The sequence below is a fragment of the Streptomyces sp. JN8 genome, from assembly GCF_055808075.1.
Genome location: NZ_CM147852.1, coordinates 2911786 through 2929528, shown reverse-complemented (window position 1 = coordinate 2929528; position 17743 = coordinate 2911786). Strand labels below are relative to the sequence as shown.

Annotated in this window: 15 protein-coding genes; 6 read left to right on the top strand and 9 right to left on the bottom strand. The window is 70.7% G+C overall.

Features of this window, described 5'->3' with window-relative positions; all coding sequences use genetic code 11:
• Positions 1 to 411 precede the first annotated feature (411 nt).
• The 3 genes from ACY0MR_RS12465 to ligD all read right to left on the bottom strand — a co-directional run bounded on the left by ACY0MR_RS12465 (position 412) and on the right by ligD (position 5161).
• Positions 412 to 2544, bottom strand: a complete 2133-nt coding sequence (locus tag ACY0MR_RS12465) for a PBS lyase (RefSeq protein ID WP_388793472.1) — start codon at positions 2542 to 2544, stop codon at positions 412 to 414.
• A gap of 189 nt (positions 2545 to 2733) precedes the next feature.
• A complete protein-coding gene (locus ACY0MR_RS12460) occupies positions 2734 to 3666 on the bottom strand; it encodes an ATP-dependent DNA ligase (RefSeq protein ID WP_473560733.1) in 933 nt (310 codons plus the stop codon).
• Positions 3667 to 4264: 598 nt separating this feature from the next.
• A complete protein-coding gene (gene ligD, locus ACY0MR_RS12455; protein WP_388793476.1) occupies positions 4265 to 5161 on the bottom strand; it encodes a non-homologous end-joining DNA ligase in 897 nt (298 codons plus the stop codon).
• Between the two features lie 86 nt (positions 5162 to 5247).
• Between ligD and ku the strand changes: the two genes are divergently transcribed.
• Positions 5248 to 6333 (top strand): non-homologous end joining protein Ku, encoded by a 1086-nt coding sequence (gene ku, locus ACY0MR_RS12450; RefSeq protein ID WP_388793478.1) that lies wholly within the window; start codon positions 5248 to 5250, stop codon positions 6331 to 6333.
• Between the two features lie 302 nt (positions 6334 to 6635).
• Here ku and ACY0MR_RS12445 read toward each other — a convergent pair whose 3' ends face one another.
• Positions 6636 to 8330 (bottom strand): AAA family ATPase, encoded by a 1695-nt coding sequence (locus tag ACY0MR_RS12445; protein WP_473560730.1) that lies wholly within the window; start codon positions 8328 to 8330, stop codon positions 6636 to 6638.
• A gap of 181 nt (positions 8331 to 8511) precedes the next feature.
• Here ACY0MR_RS12445 and ACY0MR_RS12440 point away from each other — a divergent pair, with 181 nt between their 5' ends.
• Positions 8512 to 8856 (top strand): hypothetical protein, encoded by a 345-nt coding sequence (locus tag ACY0MR_RS12440; protein WP_451059662.1) that lies wholly within the window; start codon positions 8512 to 8514, stop codon positions 8854 to 8856.
• Positions 8857 to 8950: 94 nt separating this feature from the next.
• Positions 8951 to 9373 (top strand): hypothetical protein, encoded by a 423-nt coding sequence (locus ACY0MR_RS12435; RefSeq protein WP_403311974.1) that lies wholly within the window; start codon positions 8951 to 8953, stop codon positions 9371 to 9373.
• A 245-nt stretch (positions 9374 to 9618) separates the two neighbouring features.
• On the opposite strand, the gene ACY0MR_RS12430 is transcribed toward ACY0MR_RS12435, so the two are convergent.
• From ACY0MR_RS12430 to ACY0MR_RS12410, 5 genes are all read right to left on the bottom strand, one after another.
• Positions 9619 to 10551 (bottom strand): hypothetical protein, encoded by a 933-nt coding sequence (locus ACY0MR_RS12430; protein ID WP_473560728.1) that lies wholly within the window; start codon positions 10549 to 10551, stop codon positions 9619 to 9621.
• Positions 10548 to 11138, bottom strand: coding sequence for a hypothetical protein (locus ACY0MR_RS12425; RefSeq protein ID WP_473560726.1), 591 nt, complete (start codon positions 11136 to 11138; stop codon positions 10548 to 10550). The genes ACY0MR_RS12430 and ACY0MR_RS12425 overlap by 4 nt, the downstream gene beginning before the upstream one ends.
• A gap of 448 nt (positions 11139 to 11586) precedes the next feature.
• Complete coding sequence (locus ACY0MR_RS12420) at positions 11587 to 12768, bottom strand: SLATT domain-containing protein (protein WP_473560724.1); 1182 nt, start codon at positions 12766 to 12768, stop codon at positions 11587 to 11589.
• Between the two features lie 673 nt (positions 12769 to 13441).
• Entirely contained in the window at positions 13442 to 14254 is an 813-nt protein-coding gene (locus ACY0MR_RS12415; protein WP_473560722.1) for a protein phosphatase 2C domain-containing protein, read from the bottom strand.
• A gap of 1 nt (position 14255) precedes the next feature.
• Positions 14256 to 15092 (bottom strand): sigma-70 family RNA polymerase sigma factor, encoded by an 837-nt coding sequence (locus ACY0MR_RS12410; protein ID WP_473560720.1) that lies wholly within the window; start codon positions 15090 to 15092, stop codon positions 14256 to 14258.
• A gap of 167 nt (positions 15093 to 15259) precedes the next feature.
• Between ACY0MR_RS12410 and ACY0MR_RS12405 the strand changes: the two genes are divergently transcribed.
• The 3 genes from ACY0MR_RS12405 to ACY0MR_RS12395 all read left to right on the top strand — a co-directional run bounded on the left by ACY0MR_RS12405 (position 15260) and on the right by ACY0MR_RS12395 (position 17739).
• Positions 15260 to 15592, top strand: coding sequence for an SCO3933 family regulatory protein (locus ACY0MR_RS12405; RefSeq protein WP_150230063.1), 333 nt, complete (start codon positions 15260 to 15262; stop codon positions 15590 to 15592).
• A 2-nt stretch (positions 15593 to 15594) separates the two neighbouring features.
• Positions 15595 to 16953 (top strand): FtsK/SpoIIIE domain-containing protein, encoded by a 1359-nt coding sequence (locus tag ACY0MR_RS12400; protein WP_473560718.1) that lies wholly within the window; start codon positions 15595 to 15597, stop codon positions 16951 to 16953.
• Between the two features lie 81 nt (positions 16954 to 17034).
• The gene (locus ACY0MR_RS12395; protein WP_473560716.1) at positions 17035 to 17739 is read left to right on the top strand and encodes a DUF2637 domain-containing protein; all 705 of its coding nucleotides are present in this window, start codon (positions 17035 to 17037) and stop codon (positions 17737 to 17739) included.
• The last annotated feature ends 4 nt before the right edge of the window (positions 17740 to 17743 follow it).

Genomic DNA, 17743 nt, shown 5'->3' with positions numbered 1-17743 from the left:
CGGACGGCGGACCGGGTCCGGGCCTGCTTCCAGTAGACCTTATTCGGACGGAAGTCCTTTTTGTCTATTCGTGGACCGGCGGCCCACGACCCAGCCGGCGGTCACGGCTGCTGTTGGCCGGGGTTCACGGCGCGAGGTACCGGTCACGGCAGCTGCTGGTGCTACGTACCGCTCACCGCTCTTGTTCGCCGGGCTCATGGCGTCACGTACCGCTCACCGCCGCTGTTCGCCGGGCTCAGAGCCCCGGCGGTCGCCGTGCCGCCTGCGGGCCTGCCGCCGGTCGCCGTGCCGCCTGCCGCCGCGCACCCGTCGCGGTCGTCGTCCGCCGTCCCGTCGTCCGCCGCCCCCTCGTCCACGGGTCGCCTCCGACCCGTCGGTCGAGCCCTCCGCGGACCCGCCGTCCCGCCCGGGCTAGAAGCCGCCCCGCTCCATCCGCGCGAGCGCGGCCCGGCACACGGTCAGGAGCTTCTCGTCGACGTGGATGTCATGGCTGCCCGAGGCACCCTCGCGGGCGTTGTGGCGGCGCCGGCGCGTCAGCTCGGTGAGGATCAGCAGCTGCGCCTCCGCGGCGGCCGGCCCCATCTCCGCCAGGCACTCGGCCACGTCCACGCGCGCGTGCCGGTTCTCCTCCCAGGCCGCGACCAGCACCGGAAGCGCCGGCGCCGCGTCCCCGGACACCCGCCACAGGGCCGCGGCGCTCCGGACCCGCACCCACAGGTCCCGCGAGGCCAGGCCCGGTCTGAGGGCGGCGGCCGCCGAGGCGGCGGCCGGGCCGATGTCGCCGAGGGCCTGGGCGGCGGAACACCAGTCCGCGCCCGAGGCGCCGGGCCGCAGCCACCGCTCCAGGGCGGTCAGGACCTCGCCCAGATCGCCCTCGGCCGCCCACAGGGCCCGCGCGGCCGCCGTGGCGACCGTGGCCGAGTCGGCCCCCAGGAGCCCGCGCATGTCCGGGACGGCCTCCCGGGCCGCGGGTCCGAAGGCCGCGAGGGTCCGCAGCGCGGCCTCGCGGACCCAGTCGCGCCGGTTCGCCGGCGCTCCGCGCAGGACCCGCAGGACCTCCGGCACGGCCTGGGAGCCCCGTACCGCCGCGAGGGCGTACAGCAGGGGCGCGGCCCGGTCGTAGAGCCGCTCGTCGAGCTCCACCTCCGCGAGCCGGCGCCGCAGCAGCGGTGCCAGCATGGCGGCCGACGGCCCGAGCCCGTCCATGGCGTACAGCAGCTCGCGCCGCACCTCCCGCTCCTCCAGGGCGCGGGCGAGCAGCGGCACGGCGCGGGTGTCCCCGGCGCGGGCCAGCGCGAGCAGGGCGCCGTCGCGCCCGGACCGCCCGACGAAACCGCCGCCCTGGGCGCCGCCGCGGGTGCCCCGACCGCCGGGCCCGGCCGGCGCCGCTCCCGCAGGTCCCACGGCGAGACGGGCCGCGAGCGCGTCGGCGGCCGGGCCGCCCAGCTCGAAGAGCCGCTCCAGGAAGGAGGTCGCGGCCTCCCGCAGCCGCGGCTCGGGGTCGTCGAGCTGGGCGCCGACGAGCCGGACGACCTCCTCGTACCGCCCCCGCCAGACCCGTATCAGCCCGCCGCACAGCCAGATCGCGTCCGACCGCTGCCCCCAGTCGGGGCTCCGCAGCTGGGCCTCGATCAGCGCGATGCGGTCGTCGACCCGGTCGTCGAGCGCGGCGTGCAGCGTCCGGAGCAGCTCCTCCGTCCAGGGCGCGGGGCGCCCGGCGGCGTGCTCCTCCAGAAGCTCGCGGACCTGCCCGATGAGGGTCGGCGTCGCGGCCCGCTCGCCGCCGCCCCCGGCCGGCCCCGAGGCCGAGGTCCGGATCTCCTCGAGGAGCCCCGTCACCCACGGCACGATGTCCTCCGGGATGTCGCCGGGCGCGCAGCGCGCCCGCTGGGCGAGGGCCGCGAGCCGCAGCCCCGGATCCTGGGCGGCACGGGCGAGCCAGCCGAGCCAGTCGACGGTCTCGGCGCGCAGCGACGCGTGCCGCAGGGCGATCCGCCCGACGGCGGCGACCAGGGCGAGCCGCACCTCGGTGTCCCGCTCGACGGTGAGCCGCTCCCGCAGCAGGGTCAGCACCCGCGCGGGCTCGGGGTGCAGCGAGGCGAGCGCGCAGGGGGCGGCGAGCCGCACCTCGGGGTCGGGGTCGGAGATCAGCCCGAGGAAGACGTCGGCGCCGGCGGCGATCGCCGCGGCGGCCATCGCATAGTTGGCGGCGGGGATGAACTCCTCGCCCTCCGCGTCGAGTTCGTCGATCTCCTCGTCGTCGTCGAGCTCGATCCCGCCGATGCTGGTGAGCAGTTCGACGATGCAGCCGCGGTCCTCGACGGCCGGGTCGGCGACGAGTTCGAGGAGGAAGGGGATGCAGGCCAGGGTGGAGTCGTAGACGTCGCCCTGGTGGTGCACGGCCCCGTACATGCCGTCGAGGGCCGTCTCCCGCTCGGCGGGATCGGCGGAGGCGAGTCCGCGGAGCAGCTCCGGCACGTCGTCCGCGGGGCCGTACGCATGCCCCAGTGAGGCCCAGTCGACCTCCTCGATCCCCGTCAGCATCTGCAGGCCGCCTTCCCCGTGAGCCCTGTACCAGGCAGCAAGTGTGCACCACCGGAAGGGCGGCAAGGCCTTACCCGCGACACCGGGCGCGGACAGGGCCCCTGTTGCGTTCTGTTTGCGCCATGTGCGGTGCGCAGTGGGGCAGTTGCACTCCGTGCCGACCCCGGGAGGTGCCCCGGCGGCCGGCTGTCACTCGGACCGGACGCGCACGAAGGTCGCGTTCTCCTGCCGCTGCCGCACGGCGAGCTGCCGGAGCTCGACCGGGAGCGGCGGGTCGATCCACCGCACCGGACCGTGCTCCGGGTCCTGGACGAGCGGCCCGGCGCGGTCCCCGGCCAGGGCGCCCACATCGCGCGACTGCGCCGGGGTCAGCCGGGGCGAGGTGGAGACCGTACGGCCGTCCGCGAGCCGTACGACCAGGGCCCGGGGCCGGCCGGGCGGCCCGACGACGCCGAGCAGCAGGCCGTCGCTGGTCTCCGCGTGCCGGACCTTCCGCCAGGCCCAGGTGGGACCGGCCCGGTAGGGGGAGTCCAGGGACTTCGCGACGATCCCCTCGACCCCGGCGTCCCGCAGGTCGCGGAACCATCCGCGCGCGGTCTCCTCGTCCAGGGTGGCCAGCACCCGCTGGAGCGGCGGTCCGGTGTCGCGCAGCGCCGCCCCGAGCAGCTCCCACCGGTCGCGCAGGGGCAGCGGCCGGACGTCGCGCCCCGGGACGGCGAGCAGGTCGAAGGCGATGTACGAGACCGGGACACCGGCCCGCGCCCGGTCCGCGGGGGAGCGCAGCAGGTCGGTGAAGCTCAGCCGCCCGTCGCGGTAGGCGCACAGCTCGCCGTCGAGGACGATGCCGGGCGGCAGCTGGTCCCTCAGGTGCGCGGCGATCGCGGGGAACTCGGGGGCGAGGTCGCGCCGGGACCGCGACTGGAGCACGACCTTCCCGTCGCCCAGGACGAAGGCGAGCGCGCGGAACCCGTCGAGCTTGAGCGAGTACTGGACCTCCCGGGGCGGTGCTCCCTGCGCGGGGATCTCGTCGGCGGACCGGGGCCGCATGACGTCGACGGGCGGGGGAAGCGCCAGGTCACCGGGCCGCGGTCCGGACTGCTGCGGGGGCTCGGGCACGGTCACGGCCCGCCTGCGGGGGCCGGGGACGGGGCGGGGAACGGGGGTGCGGCGGGGGCGGAGGCGGTCGTCGACGGGCGAGGGGCGGCGGCGGTCCGGGGGGCGACGGAGGCGCCGGAGACCCGGGGCCGGGCGGGCGCGGGACCACGGGGTTCGGGGCTGCCGGGGGTACGGGCCCGGGCGCGGCTGCCGGGGGATGCGGCGGCCTCCGGCGTGCCGGTCCCGGGACGGGTTCCGGCGGCTTCGGGGGCCTGCGGCGTGCGGGTTCCGGGGTGGTCTTCGGCGGCTTCGGCGGCCTCCGGCGTGCGGGTTCCGGGGCGGTCTCCGGTGGCTTCGCGGGCCTCCCGCGCCCCGGTTCCGGAGGGGTCTGCGGAGGAGCCCGGCGCTCCGGCGGCGCGGCGCCCGGGGTGTCCCGCGCGGGTGAGGTCCTCGACGCGGCCCTGAGTGCCACCCGCCGCACCGGCGGCGGGTCCCGGCTGCCGGTGACGCCCGCCAGGAGCCCCGCCACCGGCGCTCGCGCGGCCGTCGTTCCCGCCCCGGGCGTGCGCCCCGGCCCCGTCCGCGCCGCCATGAGAGGCCGGTTCCGGGTGGGTCCCGGGCCGGTTCACGGCACCTCTCCCGCCCGTTCGGGCGCGAAAAGTGGCGCGAGGAGATCCCCGTAGCGCTCAAGACGTGGCGCGATGTCATCCATGAGGTGGACGAGGGAGCCGGGGTCCGCGGCCTCCTCGGCGCAGTCCTCGACCTCCTCCCACGTGACGGGCGCCGACACCATGGGGAGGGGCCGGGCCCGCAGGGTGTAGGGGGTGGCCGTGGTCTTGGCGGCGGCGTTCTGGCTGTGGTCGACGAAGACCTTCCCGGGCCGCAGGGCCCGGGCCATCCGGTGCACGACCAGCCCCGGCAGCGCCGCCTCCGCCTCGACGGCGAGCGTGCGCGCGTACGCCGAGACCAGTGCCGAGGGCGTGGGCACCACCGGGACGAGCAGGTGCAGCCCCTTGGAGCCGGAGGTCTTGGCGAAGGCCTCCAACCCGTCCTCGGCGAGCCGGGCGCGCAGATGGAGGGCGACCCGGCAGCACTCGACGACCGTCGCGGGCGCCCCGGGGTCGAGGTCGAACACGAGCCGGTCGGCGACGGCGGGGGAGGAGGCGGGCCACTGCGGCGTGTGGAACTCCACGACCAGGTTCGCGGCCCACATCAGCGAGGCGAGGTCCTCGACGACCACCTGCCGGGCCCGGGGGTCCTCGGAGCGCGGCACCGGAGTGGTCCTCACCCAGGAGGGTGTGCCGGGCGGCGGATTCTTCGTGAAGAAGAGCTGACCGTCGGGACCGTCCGGATAGCGCAGGAAGGACACCGGGCGGTCGCGCAGATGCGGCAGGATCGCGGGCCCGGCGGTCGCGTAGTAGTGGAGCAGCTCGCCCTTGGTGGTGCCGGTGACCGGGTGGATCACCTTCTCCAGGTTGCTGAGCGCCAGGCGCCGCCCCTCCACCTCCGTGACAGGCGTCATACGATGAGAATCCCACGATTCACGACAAAGCGGGCACGACGGAACGACCCGATCCGACGATCCGATCCGACCTGAAGGGAACGTCTGTGCGATCCATCTGGAACGGCGCCATATCCTTCGGCCTGGTCAGCATCCCGATCAAACTGGTGAACGCCACCGAGAGCCGGTCCGTCTCCTTCCGGCAGATCCACACCGCGGACGGCGGACGCGTCCGCTACAAGAAGGTGTGCGAGCTCGACGGCGAGGAGGTCACCCAGGCCGAGATCGGCAAGGCGTACGAGGACGCCGACGGGACCATGATCCCGATCACCGAGGAGGACCTGGCCTCACTGCCGCTCCCCACGGCGAAGACGATCGAGATCGTGGCCTTCGTGCCGGCCGGCGACATCGACCCGCTCCAGATGGACGCCGCGTACTACCTCTCGGCGAACGGCGTGCCCGCGGCCAAGCCGTACACCCTGCTCCGCGAGGCCCTGAAGCGCAGCGAGAAGGTCGCCGTGGCCAAGTACGCCCTCCGCGGCCGCGAACGCCTGGGGATGCTCCGCGTGGTGGACGACGTCATCGCGATGCACGGCCTGCTCTGGCCGGACGAGATCCGCGCACCCGAGGGCGTGGCCCCGGAGAACCCGGTGAGCGTCCGGGACGCCGAACTCGACCTCGCGGACGCCCTGATGGCCACCCTGGGCGAGGTCGACATGAGCACCCTGCACGACGACTACCGCACGGCGGTCGAGGAGATGATCGCGGCGAAGGCGGAGGGCGGCGAGGGCGTCGCACCCCCGGAGGCGGGCGAGGAGACCGGCGGCGGCCAGGTGATCGACCTGATGGCCGCGCTGGAGAACAGCGTGCGGGCGGCGAAGGAGGCCCGGGGCGAGGACGCGGTGGTCACCGAACTCAAGCCGCGGGCGACGCCCAAGGCCACGGACACCAAGAAGTCCACGTCGAAGACGGCGGCCAGGAAGACGGCGGCCCCGGCACGCAAGTCGACGGCGAAGACCGCGGCGGGCAGGAGCACGGCGAAGAGCGCCGAGACCAAGAAGACGACCGCGAAGAAGACGGCGGCGAAGAAGACGGCGAGCAAGAAGACGACGGCGAAGGCGACGACGGCGAAGGAGACGACCGCCAGGAAGACGACGGCGAAGAAGACGACCCAGGGCAAGCGCTCGGCGTGAGACGGGACGCGGCGGGCGAAGGAGCCCGCCGCCGAGGCCGAGGCCCGGACACCGGCAGCCGACGTACGAAGCCGGAAGCAGCCCCGAGGAACCGAAAGCCGACCCGGCTGATGGGAATCCGCCCCCTCCCCGCGCCGCAATCCACCCTCACGCACCGGAATCCGACCCGGCGAGCCGCAATCCACCCCCACGTACCGGGATCTGCTTCCCCCCTCACGTACGGGGATCTACTCCCGCCCACGTAAGGGATCTGCTCCGGCCCACGTACGGGTCTGCTCCCGCCCACGCACGGGGTTCCGCCCTCACCTCTCGGGCGGGCCGCCGGCGGAACGCAGTTCCTCGAACGCGGTGTTGACGTCGGCGACGCGCACGGTGACGAGGTCCTCCCGGCTGGGGGTCGCGTGCCCGCCGTGGGTGTCGTACAGCCGCAGATCGCGGCACGAGGCGGCCTTGCGGCACAGCTCGCGGGCGAGCCGCCCGTTGCCCAGCCGGTCGACGAGCCCGTCCCGGACGACGCTCCGGAAATGGGAGTGGAGGACCGCGGCGGCGTCCTCGTCCACGACGTCGCCCTGCGCCTCGAGCACACCGTGGGCGATCCGGAGGAGTTCCTCCGCCGAGTACGAGGGGAAGTCGATCCGCGTACTGAAGCGAGAGGTGAGACCCGGGTTCGTCGACAGGAGTGCGGCCATCTCGTCCGGATACCCGGCCAGGACGACGACGAGCCGGTCGCGGTCGTCCTCGGCCCGCTTGAGCAGCACCTGCAAGGCCTCCTTGCCGAAGGCGTCGCCCCCGGAGTAGCCCGTGTTGTGGAGCGCGTAGGCCTCGTCGACGAAGAGGACGCCGCCCAGGGCGGAGTCGATGACGGCCTTCGTCTTCACGGCAGACGACCCGAGGTGTTCGCCCACGAGGTCGACCCGCGAGGTCTCCACGAGCGCGCCCGACTCCAGCATGCCGAGCCCGGCGAAGACGTCGCCGATGATGCGGGCCACGGTCGTCTTCCCGGTGCCGGGAGGCCCGGCGAACACGAAGTGCTGGGGCCCGGCGGTCGTCGGCAGCCCCTGCTCGCGCCGGACCGTGGCCATCCGCAGCTGGGCGACGAGGGTCCTGACCTGCCGCTTGACCGGTTCGAGCCCGATCATCCCGTCGAGCCGGGCGAGCGCCTCGTCGAGCCGGGGATCGGCGGCGGCGTCGCCGGGGCGCTCCCCGGCGGGGGTGAGGGGGGCCGGGTCCGGGGCGGGTGCGCGGACCGGCGCCCGGGCCGGTTCCTGGACCTGGGCGCGCCGGGCGACGTCGGCGAGCCCGGGGAAGCAGCGGAAGGCGTACTGGAACTGCCGCAGCGCCTCCCGGTCGTCGCCGGTTCCCTCGTACGCGAGCCCGCGGAGGTAGGCGACCTCGCCGTCGAAGCGGCCGCCGCGCTCCAGCGCGTGGGGGAGCGGCGCCATCGTGCGGAGGACCTCGTGGAACACCCCTTGGCGGGCGAGCGCGTACCCGACGTACAACTGGGCCTCGTCCCGCAGGAAGGAGGCCTCGATGCCGCGGGAGAACTCCAGCACCAGCGGCCAGTTCTGCTTGAGGTAGGCGTACCGGGTGCAGAGGAAACGCGTCTCGTCGCAGTCGAGGACGGCGGTGAGCAGCGCGGGCTCGGCCTCGTCGACCTGCCCGGCGGAGAGCCGCTGCGCCATGCCGGCGAGCCAGAGGTCTCGCGAGGTCTCCAGCCGGAAGGAGACGTAGAGGCCGAGGTCGAAGCGCGAACGGACGGTCAGCGCACACCTGTTCCGCAGCTCTCCGAAGGTGTGGCGGTACCGTCCCATGGCTTCGACGGCCTCGGCCTGGGACCGCCCGGTGGCGTGCAGCCCCAACCAGGCGTCGGCGGCGGTGGGGTCGTACTCCAGCACCTCGGTGAACCGCACGGCGGCGGCGTCGTACTGGCCGAGCCGGAGCAGCGTGACTCCCTCCCGCCACAGCCGCTCGCACTTCTTGGCGGTACGCCTGGACACGGACTCTCCCGCCACAGTTCCCCCCGACTCAGGCCCCCGGCCGACCGACCGCCGAAGCTCCGGGACGTACGCGGCACCCCGTCGTGCCGGCACTCCGAAAGCGATCCGGGGAAAGCGTAGTACCGCCCGGTCCGCGCACCCGCAACGAACCGCCCCCGCTCCGGGGCGGCATACTCCGGGCGTGGACATCTCAGACGAGGGCCGGGAGCTCGACGCGCGGTGGCGGGACGCGGACGACAACGTGCACGGGGTGCTGCACGGTTGCCGTGACGCCTCGACGGTGGCCGCGCGCTTCGCCGCCGCGGGCTGGAGCTCCCGCTCCTCGTCCTGGCACGGCTACGCGCTGGAGACGGCCTGGTGCCTGCTGGAGATCGACCCGGTGGAGGGCCCCGACGTCCTGCTCAGCGGCGTCGTCGACCCCACCCGCCTCGACGACCTGGCCCGCCTCCTGGACTTCTTCGGTCTCCGGTACGAGCTGGAACTCCGGGACGAGGAGAACACGTTGGTACGCGAACTCACCGGCTGAGGGCCACGGCCCGACCTGGAACGCCGGCGGGAGTTGTCAGTGCCCCCGCCTACGCTGCGGATCCTTCGGAACGACCAGAGGGAGAAGAAGCGGCATGGGCGGCAACGCGTGGACGCAGACGGGCCCGTACCAGCCCGATCCGGCGGCGGCATTCCGGCAGGCGCAGGAGGCGAGCCTGGCGGCGAACGACCACGGCTTCGGGGGCCGCGCGATCGAGGAGCTGTGGCAGGACCCGGACTGGAACGAGTACGTCTACACGGTCGGCACGGCGTCGGTGCTGGACTTCCCCCGAACGACGGAGGCGACGGACCGCGGCGACCACCCGTACATGCGCCCGCTGACGGACGCCGAGATCCGCACCTGGTCCCCGACGGCCCGACCCACCGAAGAGGAATGGACCAGGGCCCTGGACACGGGAGCCCTCCCGTACCCGGACCGGGCCCAGGGCAACTGCACGGTCCTGTACAGGAACGGCACCCCGACGAACATCGCGTACTGGGGAGTGACAGCGGACTGACGCATGCTGGCCACCCCGGCTGAGCCACAGACCGCACCCGTCCGCAGATACAACAAGACCCCGCTCTCAGCGTTTCCGCTGATCACGGGGTCTGTGTGGCACTTCTGCGAAGTGCCCCCGGCAGGATTCGAACCTGCGCACACGGCTCCGGAGGGCGCGTGAGTCTCAGATGTTATGCCAGGTCAGAGGCCAGGTACGAGTGAGATGTCGAGGCCGCGTCCATGAATAGGCCACGCGCCCAGCGTCTACTCCGCCGCGTGCGCGAACCCCAACAAGCGCAGGGACATGAGCTGGCGGTACTGGTCCAGCTCGATGAGATCAGCTTCGAAGCTGAATCCGAAGTAGCCCTGCCACGCCTTCACCCCCATCTCCATTGAGGCCATAGCGGCCTGAAGGGCAGCCACCACCGTGGCCGCCTCGCCGACGAGGGTGCCTGCCTCCTCACCCAGACGTCGCGCCCGGTCCGTCATCCAGGGCCGGCCGTGTGCCGCCCCCGACAGCAGGCCGTAGGGCATCGGCATCCAGCCTGGCAGACGAGTTCTCGACCGATTGGTGATGTTGTAATCGAGCTTCGACGTCTGCCCGTCGACGACGTACCCCGTGATCTCTCCGTCGCCGTTCGTTCGCGCGATGATGTTGCACTCTTCCAACGTCTTCGTTACGTAGGCGTTCAGCGCGGCAGCCTCTTCGTCTTCCTCCAAGATCTTCGCCAGACTCATCGAGTAGTTCGTGTCCTTGCGCCAGAGCCCTGCGCCCCTGGCGAGCCGGAGACTTCCTGTGATCGACGGCTCAAATAGGTAGTCGAAGAGCAGGCAGCTCTCCAGCACCGCACGCGCCAAGACCAGTGGCGACCAGACCGGCGCGGGCTTTCGCGCTATGTCGTGCTCCAGCGCCCGCACGTGATCGAGGGCTGTGTCCCATGACATGGCCGCGATCTCGAGCAGCATCTTGTGGAACGATCCACGGGCCGCACCAAGCGGGTCCGGGATGGCGTTCACACTGCCCATCTCGACCCGGAGCGGCGAATCAGGGGAGGGCTCGGCGGCGCCGAGAAGGCACTTCTCAACCATCTCGCGGTAGCCCCGAAGCGTGTCGGCCGCTTCCCTCGCGAAGCCATCGTTGATGGGCACCGCGAACGGACGAACCTCTATGCCCTCCGGCATCTCGTCAGCTGTCATGACGGGAGGGTACGCGCGCCCTCTGCCTCCGAGAGGCGTGCGCGAGCCCGACGCGTCCATGTATCTACGCCTTCTCTGAGCCGCACCTCAGCTTGCTCCAGCCGGAGGAAGAGCGGAGTGTTATAGCTCTGATGCGGGTGAGGATCCGCACGGTACTCAAGGAACCGTTCGAGGAATGTGGTGGCGTGGTCAGTCAGATCCTCGGCCGAGTCAAGATCGTCTCCGCTGACGGAGAGCCGCATGGCCGCACGGGCAAGCAGCAGCTCCTTGTAGTGCTGCTTGGCCGCAACCACAGCGCCGTCGACCTCCTCCCCCGTGATGGTCTGCTGCTCAATGTGCTGCGTGATCAAACTCTCGGCATGGACGATCGATGCCTGGAAAAGATCAATGGCTGTAAGGAATCCGGCCAGCGCATCACGCTGGGCCAACCACACGGTGGCCTCTCGCTCGCCACGGAGTTGGAGCTTCACCCCTTCAACCACGCCGCGCGCTTGCGCCCGCCCCGCCGCGTAGGCGCAGAAGGCCCCGATCGCGCCGATGCAACCCGTGATTCCAGCAGCCCAGACGGCTGCGTCCCCCTGATCCATGAACGGATTCTGGCATGACGCACTCACACACGTCGGCCTCACTCACTGGTCGGTCACCCGTCACTACACACTCGAAGGGGGGAGCCGGCCATGGCTCACCCCTTCCTGGCGAATCCCCGCACGATCTGGCAAGGGGACCCCTTGGTCCGAAGTAACTCCGAGCGGCTGTTGTGCCTGGTCTACGGCGTCTGCCACCTGTGCTGATGGATCCGCTGACGTCCACGGTTGCTCGCGGGCGTACGTCGCGGTTGTTACGCAGCTAGATACTCAGGCGTCATGCGATTCCTCGCTTCTCGCCGGGCAGTTCAAGTAGTCGGGGGCGAGCCGAGGGCGAGGGCCATACCGGAAGTCGACCTTGCCGAGCTGGTGGGTACTGCCCAGGCGACTGCGAGGAAGGAGCCTCCCCTCATGCGGGGGCGCGTCGCTTGGGTTGGCCGCTCTGCCTGCGTCAGACGACGCCGGCCTGCCCCTGATGCGGCTGTTCCAATTGTTGTTCCCGCTTGCGTTGCTCCACTCGTAGCATTTCTACGTTCTCCGCGAACCTCTCCAGGTTGACCGCCGCATCCGCATCCGAGTATGGCGCAATGCCCAGATCGAAGGCCGTGGCGTGCTGCTCTACCTGATCTGCGGTCTGCTGAAGGTTATATGCCCGCTCACGAAATTTGAAATAGCCCGTCACCGCGGTCGCGAATGCCAGGAACGACCCCAATACGATCAGAATCGTCTTACCCGGCTGCGGGGTTTCCCAGAAAGCCGTAGTTGCCGTAGTCCCTACGGACGCGAAGAAAACCCCCCACTGGAACCAGTTGTGAATGCGTCGGTAGAACTTTGTATCCTGTCTCAGACGCTCTATCACTCGCGGTATGCGCTCCCGGTAGCCGTCCCTATGCTCCCTCGTGGGGCGCGCCTTGGAGGCGTTAAGGGTCCAAAGGTCGTGGATTATTTCCAGATCTCTTTGCAGCAGGGACACCGACTGGACAACACGTTTCTCGTCCTTCACCCGCAGAATGAAGCCGACCAGGAAAACCATCGCTAGGACCAGCGTCACCGCGATGGTCACGATGTTGAAGGTGCGCAGGTCCGGAACGTCGTCTGGCCACAGGTTTCCCCACCCGGCTATGGCCAGAACCAGCGGTATCGCTACAAGAGGTACCAGTCGGAGCCACCGCGACAAAATAGCCCTGCGTATGCGGCGCTCCGCTGTCGCGATGTTTCGCCGGTAGGTGATAACGCTGTTCGCGTACTCGTACTGTTGGGCAGGCTCGATGTTCCACCCGTAATCTTGTTTTGGGTCATCGAGAGACTCAATGACCTCCTGAACAAGGCTGCCCCAGGTGGAATCGGATTCCTTGATGAAAACTTCATCAAGGCGCATGTGCCGCTTGTATCGGTCAGGTGACCCATACTTTTGATGGAGGACGTATGCGCTGTCGCTGGCGTATCTGACCTGCCGGGCTATTTGGACAAATAAAGTCCATTTAAGTTCTTCTCTACCGGTCTTCCAGGCAGCGGAGAGGATGGCGTCTACACCCTCCCAGGTCAAGGCGAATTCCTCGGGGAGGGGGGTGAGTATGTCGGCCTCGGACAGCCGCTGGTCTTCGTGTGCGAGGTTACGCAGGACATCACCCACCCACGGTTTGTAACTGCCGGCAGTTTGGGGTTCACGTTCGCGCGGCACGTCAGTAAGGCGAGACATCGTGGAGTGGCTCCCGGTCAAGGGTTGTGGTGTGTCGTCGACGGCACGCTACCGCTGCCCTGCCTGCCACGTGCAGGTAACCCTCTTACCTGGTAACAGAGTTGCCTCCCTGTCTCTAAAGGGCCACCTCAGGCATCGCGCTTGCATGCTCGCTGAGCCCACCACTTACCCCGACTCCCATCCCGTCTGCCGTCGACCCACACACCGTGGAGCAGGCGCGGTGCCGGGCGTCCAGGTGGAGCGCGCCACTGTACGAACGACCTGGACGCCCGGTGCCGTGTCTGCTCGGCTCTGCCTGGGTCGACGGCAGACGGGATGGGAGTTCCCCACCGCTACACCCCACCGGCCGGCACCCGCCCGCGGGCCCCTCCCATCCCGGAGCCTGAGCGCCCCCGCCGGAGGCATGTCGGTGACCTTGGGGAATCGGCGGCCGTTGGGGCTCGGACTCATGCCTTTGGGCCTATCCGTCTTGTAGGGGCGGGCGTCGGCGCAGCGGGGGCGGAGCGGGCCGAAGGCAGGAGCGGCGCCCCGAGCGGAGCCGGGAAGCCCGCCCGGCGGAGCGGAGCGCAGCCGGGTGCTTGATGAGGTAGAGAAATCTGTAACAGCCCTACGGTCGGACGTAGGAGATCGTGGCGTCATCGTGCTGCTTGCTCCTGGGCCACCGGCTGAGGTCGGGGTCGGACTTCTCCGCTTCGCGGACTCTGCGGATGACGTGATCGGGGCCGTAGTCGCTGAGGAGATCGAGGTAGCCCGTCCAGTTGGTCTGGTGGAAGGTCGTGACGAGCCTTGCCGCGCCGTCTGTGAGGAGAGCCGCGCGTCGGGTGTGGGACGCCTTTTCCGTGCCCGTGAGTGCTTCGTGGGCCGCTGTCGGGTCGGCTGCCGCTACCCAGTACCCGCCTGGCGCGTTGCGACGTGTGCGTTCTTCGTGGACTAGGGCTTCGTGCGCCTGTTGGCGTTCCGGCGTCCCTGGGGTTCGTGTCGCGAGGAGCTGGCGGGCTTCGGGAGCCACGTGGGCCAGGCGGTCATCTGAGTGGGCTTGGACCGTTCCTCGAACGTCGATGAGGACCGTGCAGTCTCCGAGGACGAGCCATTCGAATGCGTCGCCTCGTACCCGTGTGATGGCCACCGTTGCCGAGGGCGAAAGGGGATCGTCGACTGCGCAGGTGTGGCGGTGGAGTCTGGCGGTCGACTCGATGGCTGCGGCAAGGCAGTCAGCTAGAGGGGAGTCCTGCCGGGCTGCCTCGGCATGCACGCGCGTGCCCAGCTGCTCGACGTACCAAGCCACGCCATGACGGCACCCGGACTCCATCCCGGGCGCCATGCCGGCGCCGTCCAGGACCACTGCTCCCGTGGGGCCGGAGATCGCGAAATCCTCGTTGACCCCATGGGGGCGCGCGACGCTCGATTCGGTAACGAGCACGCTAGGCCGGTTCGTGGTGCAGGACGTCGGTCACGGCTCGGCTGCCCACTATCGTCTTCGTACCCGGCTCGAAGTCGGCGGCGATGACCATCGAGAAGGGAGCGGTGCCCGCCTGCTTGTAGATGTCGGCGATGTTCTCGGACAGGAAGTGAGCCGCGCCGAGTGAACCGACTGCGTGCACGCCGGCGATGAGGAGGAAGGTGCCTCGCCCGTCGGGCCTGGGCAGTCTGCCGAAATAGGCGACGTCGGTCGGCATCGGGTCTTCGGGGTTGTCGCTGGGGGAGGTGTGGACGGTGCCGCTCTCCCGCTCGATGAGTGCCCAGCGTCCGTCAGGCAGGGTCTCGAAAGAGATTCGAGGGTCGTTGCCCAGCGCTTCGGCCGTCACCGGTGACGTCTTGGGGCCGCATACGACGATGAGCTCGTCGTGGTCCAGGTCGATTTCACCCGTGGTGGGGATGTAGCCGAGATCGCCGTCCAGTTGAAGCTGATGGGCCAGGGCCAAGAGCTTCTGCCCTGTGGAGCTGTCTTCGAGCGCCACGTACTCTCGCTCTCCCGCTCGCATGGGGACGAGCACCTGCACGTGCTGCGCGCCGAGAAATGCCCGCTCCGGCGGAGGGCCGGCGTCCCGCAACTGGGCTACCCGAGCCCGGCTGACGCCCATCAGTTTTGCCACGTCAGCCATCGAGTACCCGTGGTCGCGAAGCCAGGCGATGCTCTCCTTGCGCATCCGCGACGTCTCGACAACGGCGCCCTGTAGCTCAGTCATCAGATCCACGGCGGCCTTCACGCGGAGTGCGTGATCTTGCATGGCGGCGACACGTCGCACCTCTTCGATCACGGGTGGCACCTCGCGGACGCGGACGGGGAATCGGACTTCATAGCCACATGCTAAGGGGGGGTTGACACCTCGCACCAGTCGCGTGCATCTTGGACTGGCAACCCCCCCTTAACACCTGAGGGGGGTCACGCTCGGGCTGTTAAGCCCCCCTTACCGGGAGAGTGGACATGCCGTCCTTCAAGATCGACCTTTCGACCGCCGTCGTGTTCGTCGCGACCGCCCCCGCGCCGAAGCTCGTGAGCAAGCAGACCGGTGAGCGTGCCACGGACCGGGAGACCGGTGCCGGGCTGTCGACCGTGGGCCTGCTGATCTCGGACGAGGGTGAGGGCAACCTCTACCAGGTGACGGTCCCGGAGACGGGTATCCCCGCCGGGCTGGCGCCGGGTATGCCGGTGTCGGTGATCGGGCTCAAGGCGCGGGACTGGGAGAACACGTTCAACGGCCAGACCCGTCACGGCATCTCGTTCCGCGCTGTCGCGGTCACCCCGATGGGCGGCTGATCATGACCGACGTTGCGACTTTATGGGAGGTCGGTCTCCCGCTCGCCGGAGCCGCTGGCGGCCTCGGATACGCCAAGGTCCGTGCGCCCCAGGTGTTCTGGTCGCTGGTGGGTCTGCCGGTCACGCGGGTGCGGTTCGCGGTGACGTATCACGCGACGATGGACGTGTGCGGGCTGACGGTCCAGCCGTCTCGCCTGCGGGCGTTCATGGTTCGCAACATCGCCCGTCGCCCCGACGTCCAGCCCGTACCGCCCAAGGTCCGCCGGATCCGGGGCACGTCGACCGGCCTGCGGGTCACCCTGCGCCTCCCGGCCGGGCTGGAGCCCGCGGACGTGATGGCGGCCTCCGAGCGGCTGCGGCACGCCTGGGGTGTCCACTCGGTCAACGTGACTGAGACCAAGCCGGGTTTCGTGGAGTTGAGGATGACCGGCTACGACGTCCTGAACCGGGTGAGGATGCCGCGCTCGTGTTGGCGTCTGTCGGGGCCGATGACGGTTCCGGTCGCGCTGCGGGAAGACGGGACGGCGTTCGTCCGGGACTACCTGAAGGTCCCGCACGCGCTGACCCTCGGCGCGAACCAGACCGGCAAGTCGATGTATCAGCGCAACCTGGTTGCCGGGCTCGCCCGCCTTCCGGTCGCCCTGGTCGGCATCGACTGCAAGCGCGGAGTCGAGCACCGCGGCTACGCGCCCCGCCTGTCCGCCCTGGCTACCACCCCGGAGGAAGCGGACGGTCTGCTGGACGCGCTGGTGGGGGAGATGGAGGACCGGTTCGACCTCCTCAGTGACTACGGTGTCGCCGACATCTGGGCCCTGCACGAGGACGTCCGTCCGGCGCCGGTGGTGGTCCTGGTGGACGAGGTCGCGGAGCTCTTCCTGACCGCGACGAAGAAGGACGAGGAACGCCGGGACCGGATGGTCACCCAGTTGATCCGCCTCGGCCAACTCGCCCGCGCCGCCGGCATCTACCTCGAAGTTTGTGGCCAGCGCTTCGGCTCCGACCTCGGCAAGGGCGCCACCGCGCTGCGGGCCCAGCTCACCGGCCGGGTTGTCCACCGCGTCAACGACAAGCAGACCGCCGAGATGGGCGTCGGGGACATTGCCCCGGATGCGGTGGTCACGGTTCTGACGATCCCGCCGGACCGGCCCGGCATCGCGGTCGCCGGGGACACCTCCGGCGGCTGGTCCCGCATCCGTACTCCGCAGCTCTCCGCGGCTGAGGTGGCCGTGATCTGCCTCGCCCACGCCCACCTCACCCCGGACCTTCCCTCCCTCGCCGCCTATCGCCCGGTCCTGCCGGACGGCATCGGCGCCGACCCGGAGCCGGTCCCGCTGGTGAAGTCGAACCCGGCCACTGCGTAACACCCCTCCCCCCCCCGCCTCGGCGGCGTGACCGTCTCACGCCAGGTCCCTACCCGACCCATGCCCGAAAGGAGGTGACCCGTGCTCCGAACCCTCCGCCTCGACGCCGTCCTGATCCAGGCCGTCATCGCTGGTGCTCTGTCCTTCGCCCACCTGCACGACCTGGCCGAAGCGGCCGGACAGGACGGATGGAAGGCGTGGGCCTACCCGGTCTCCGTCGACCTGCTCCTCGTCGCCGCCTGGCGCCGGATGCGAACCGACGCCGGCAACCGAGACGCCTGGCTCTGGTTCGCCATCGCCCTCATCGCATCGCTCGGCGCCAACGTCGCCACCGCCGGACTCCTCGACCTCAACCACGTGCCGCCCTGGCTGCGGATCCTCGTCGCTGGATGGCCCGCCATCGCCTTCCTCGGCGGCACCCTCCTCGCCCACGCACCCCACACCACCCCCGAACCCGCCCACACCCCTGAGCCCGTACCGGCGCCGGAAACCCTCGCCGAGGTGACCGTCGAACGCGCCCCGGAACCGGCACCCGAACTCCCGCCGGCCGAACCCACCCCGGCAGAGATTCCGCCGGAACCCACCCCGCAGGAAGAACAGCCCGAACCCGAGCCTGCTCCCGTGGTGCCTGCTGTGGCGGTGCCGCCCGCGCTGATGGCTCACGCCCAGAAGATCGCCGACGCGCACCGGGCCCAGACCGGCCGACCGATCGACGCGGAAACCCTCCGCACCCGCCACGGCATGCCCCCGGCCCTCGCCGACTCCATCGCCCTCCAGCTCGCCTGACCCA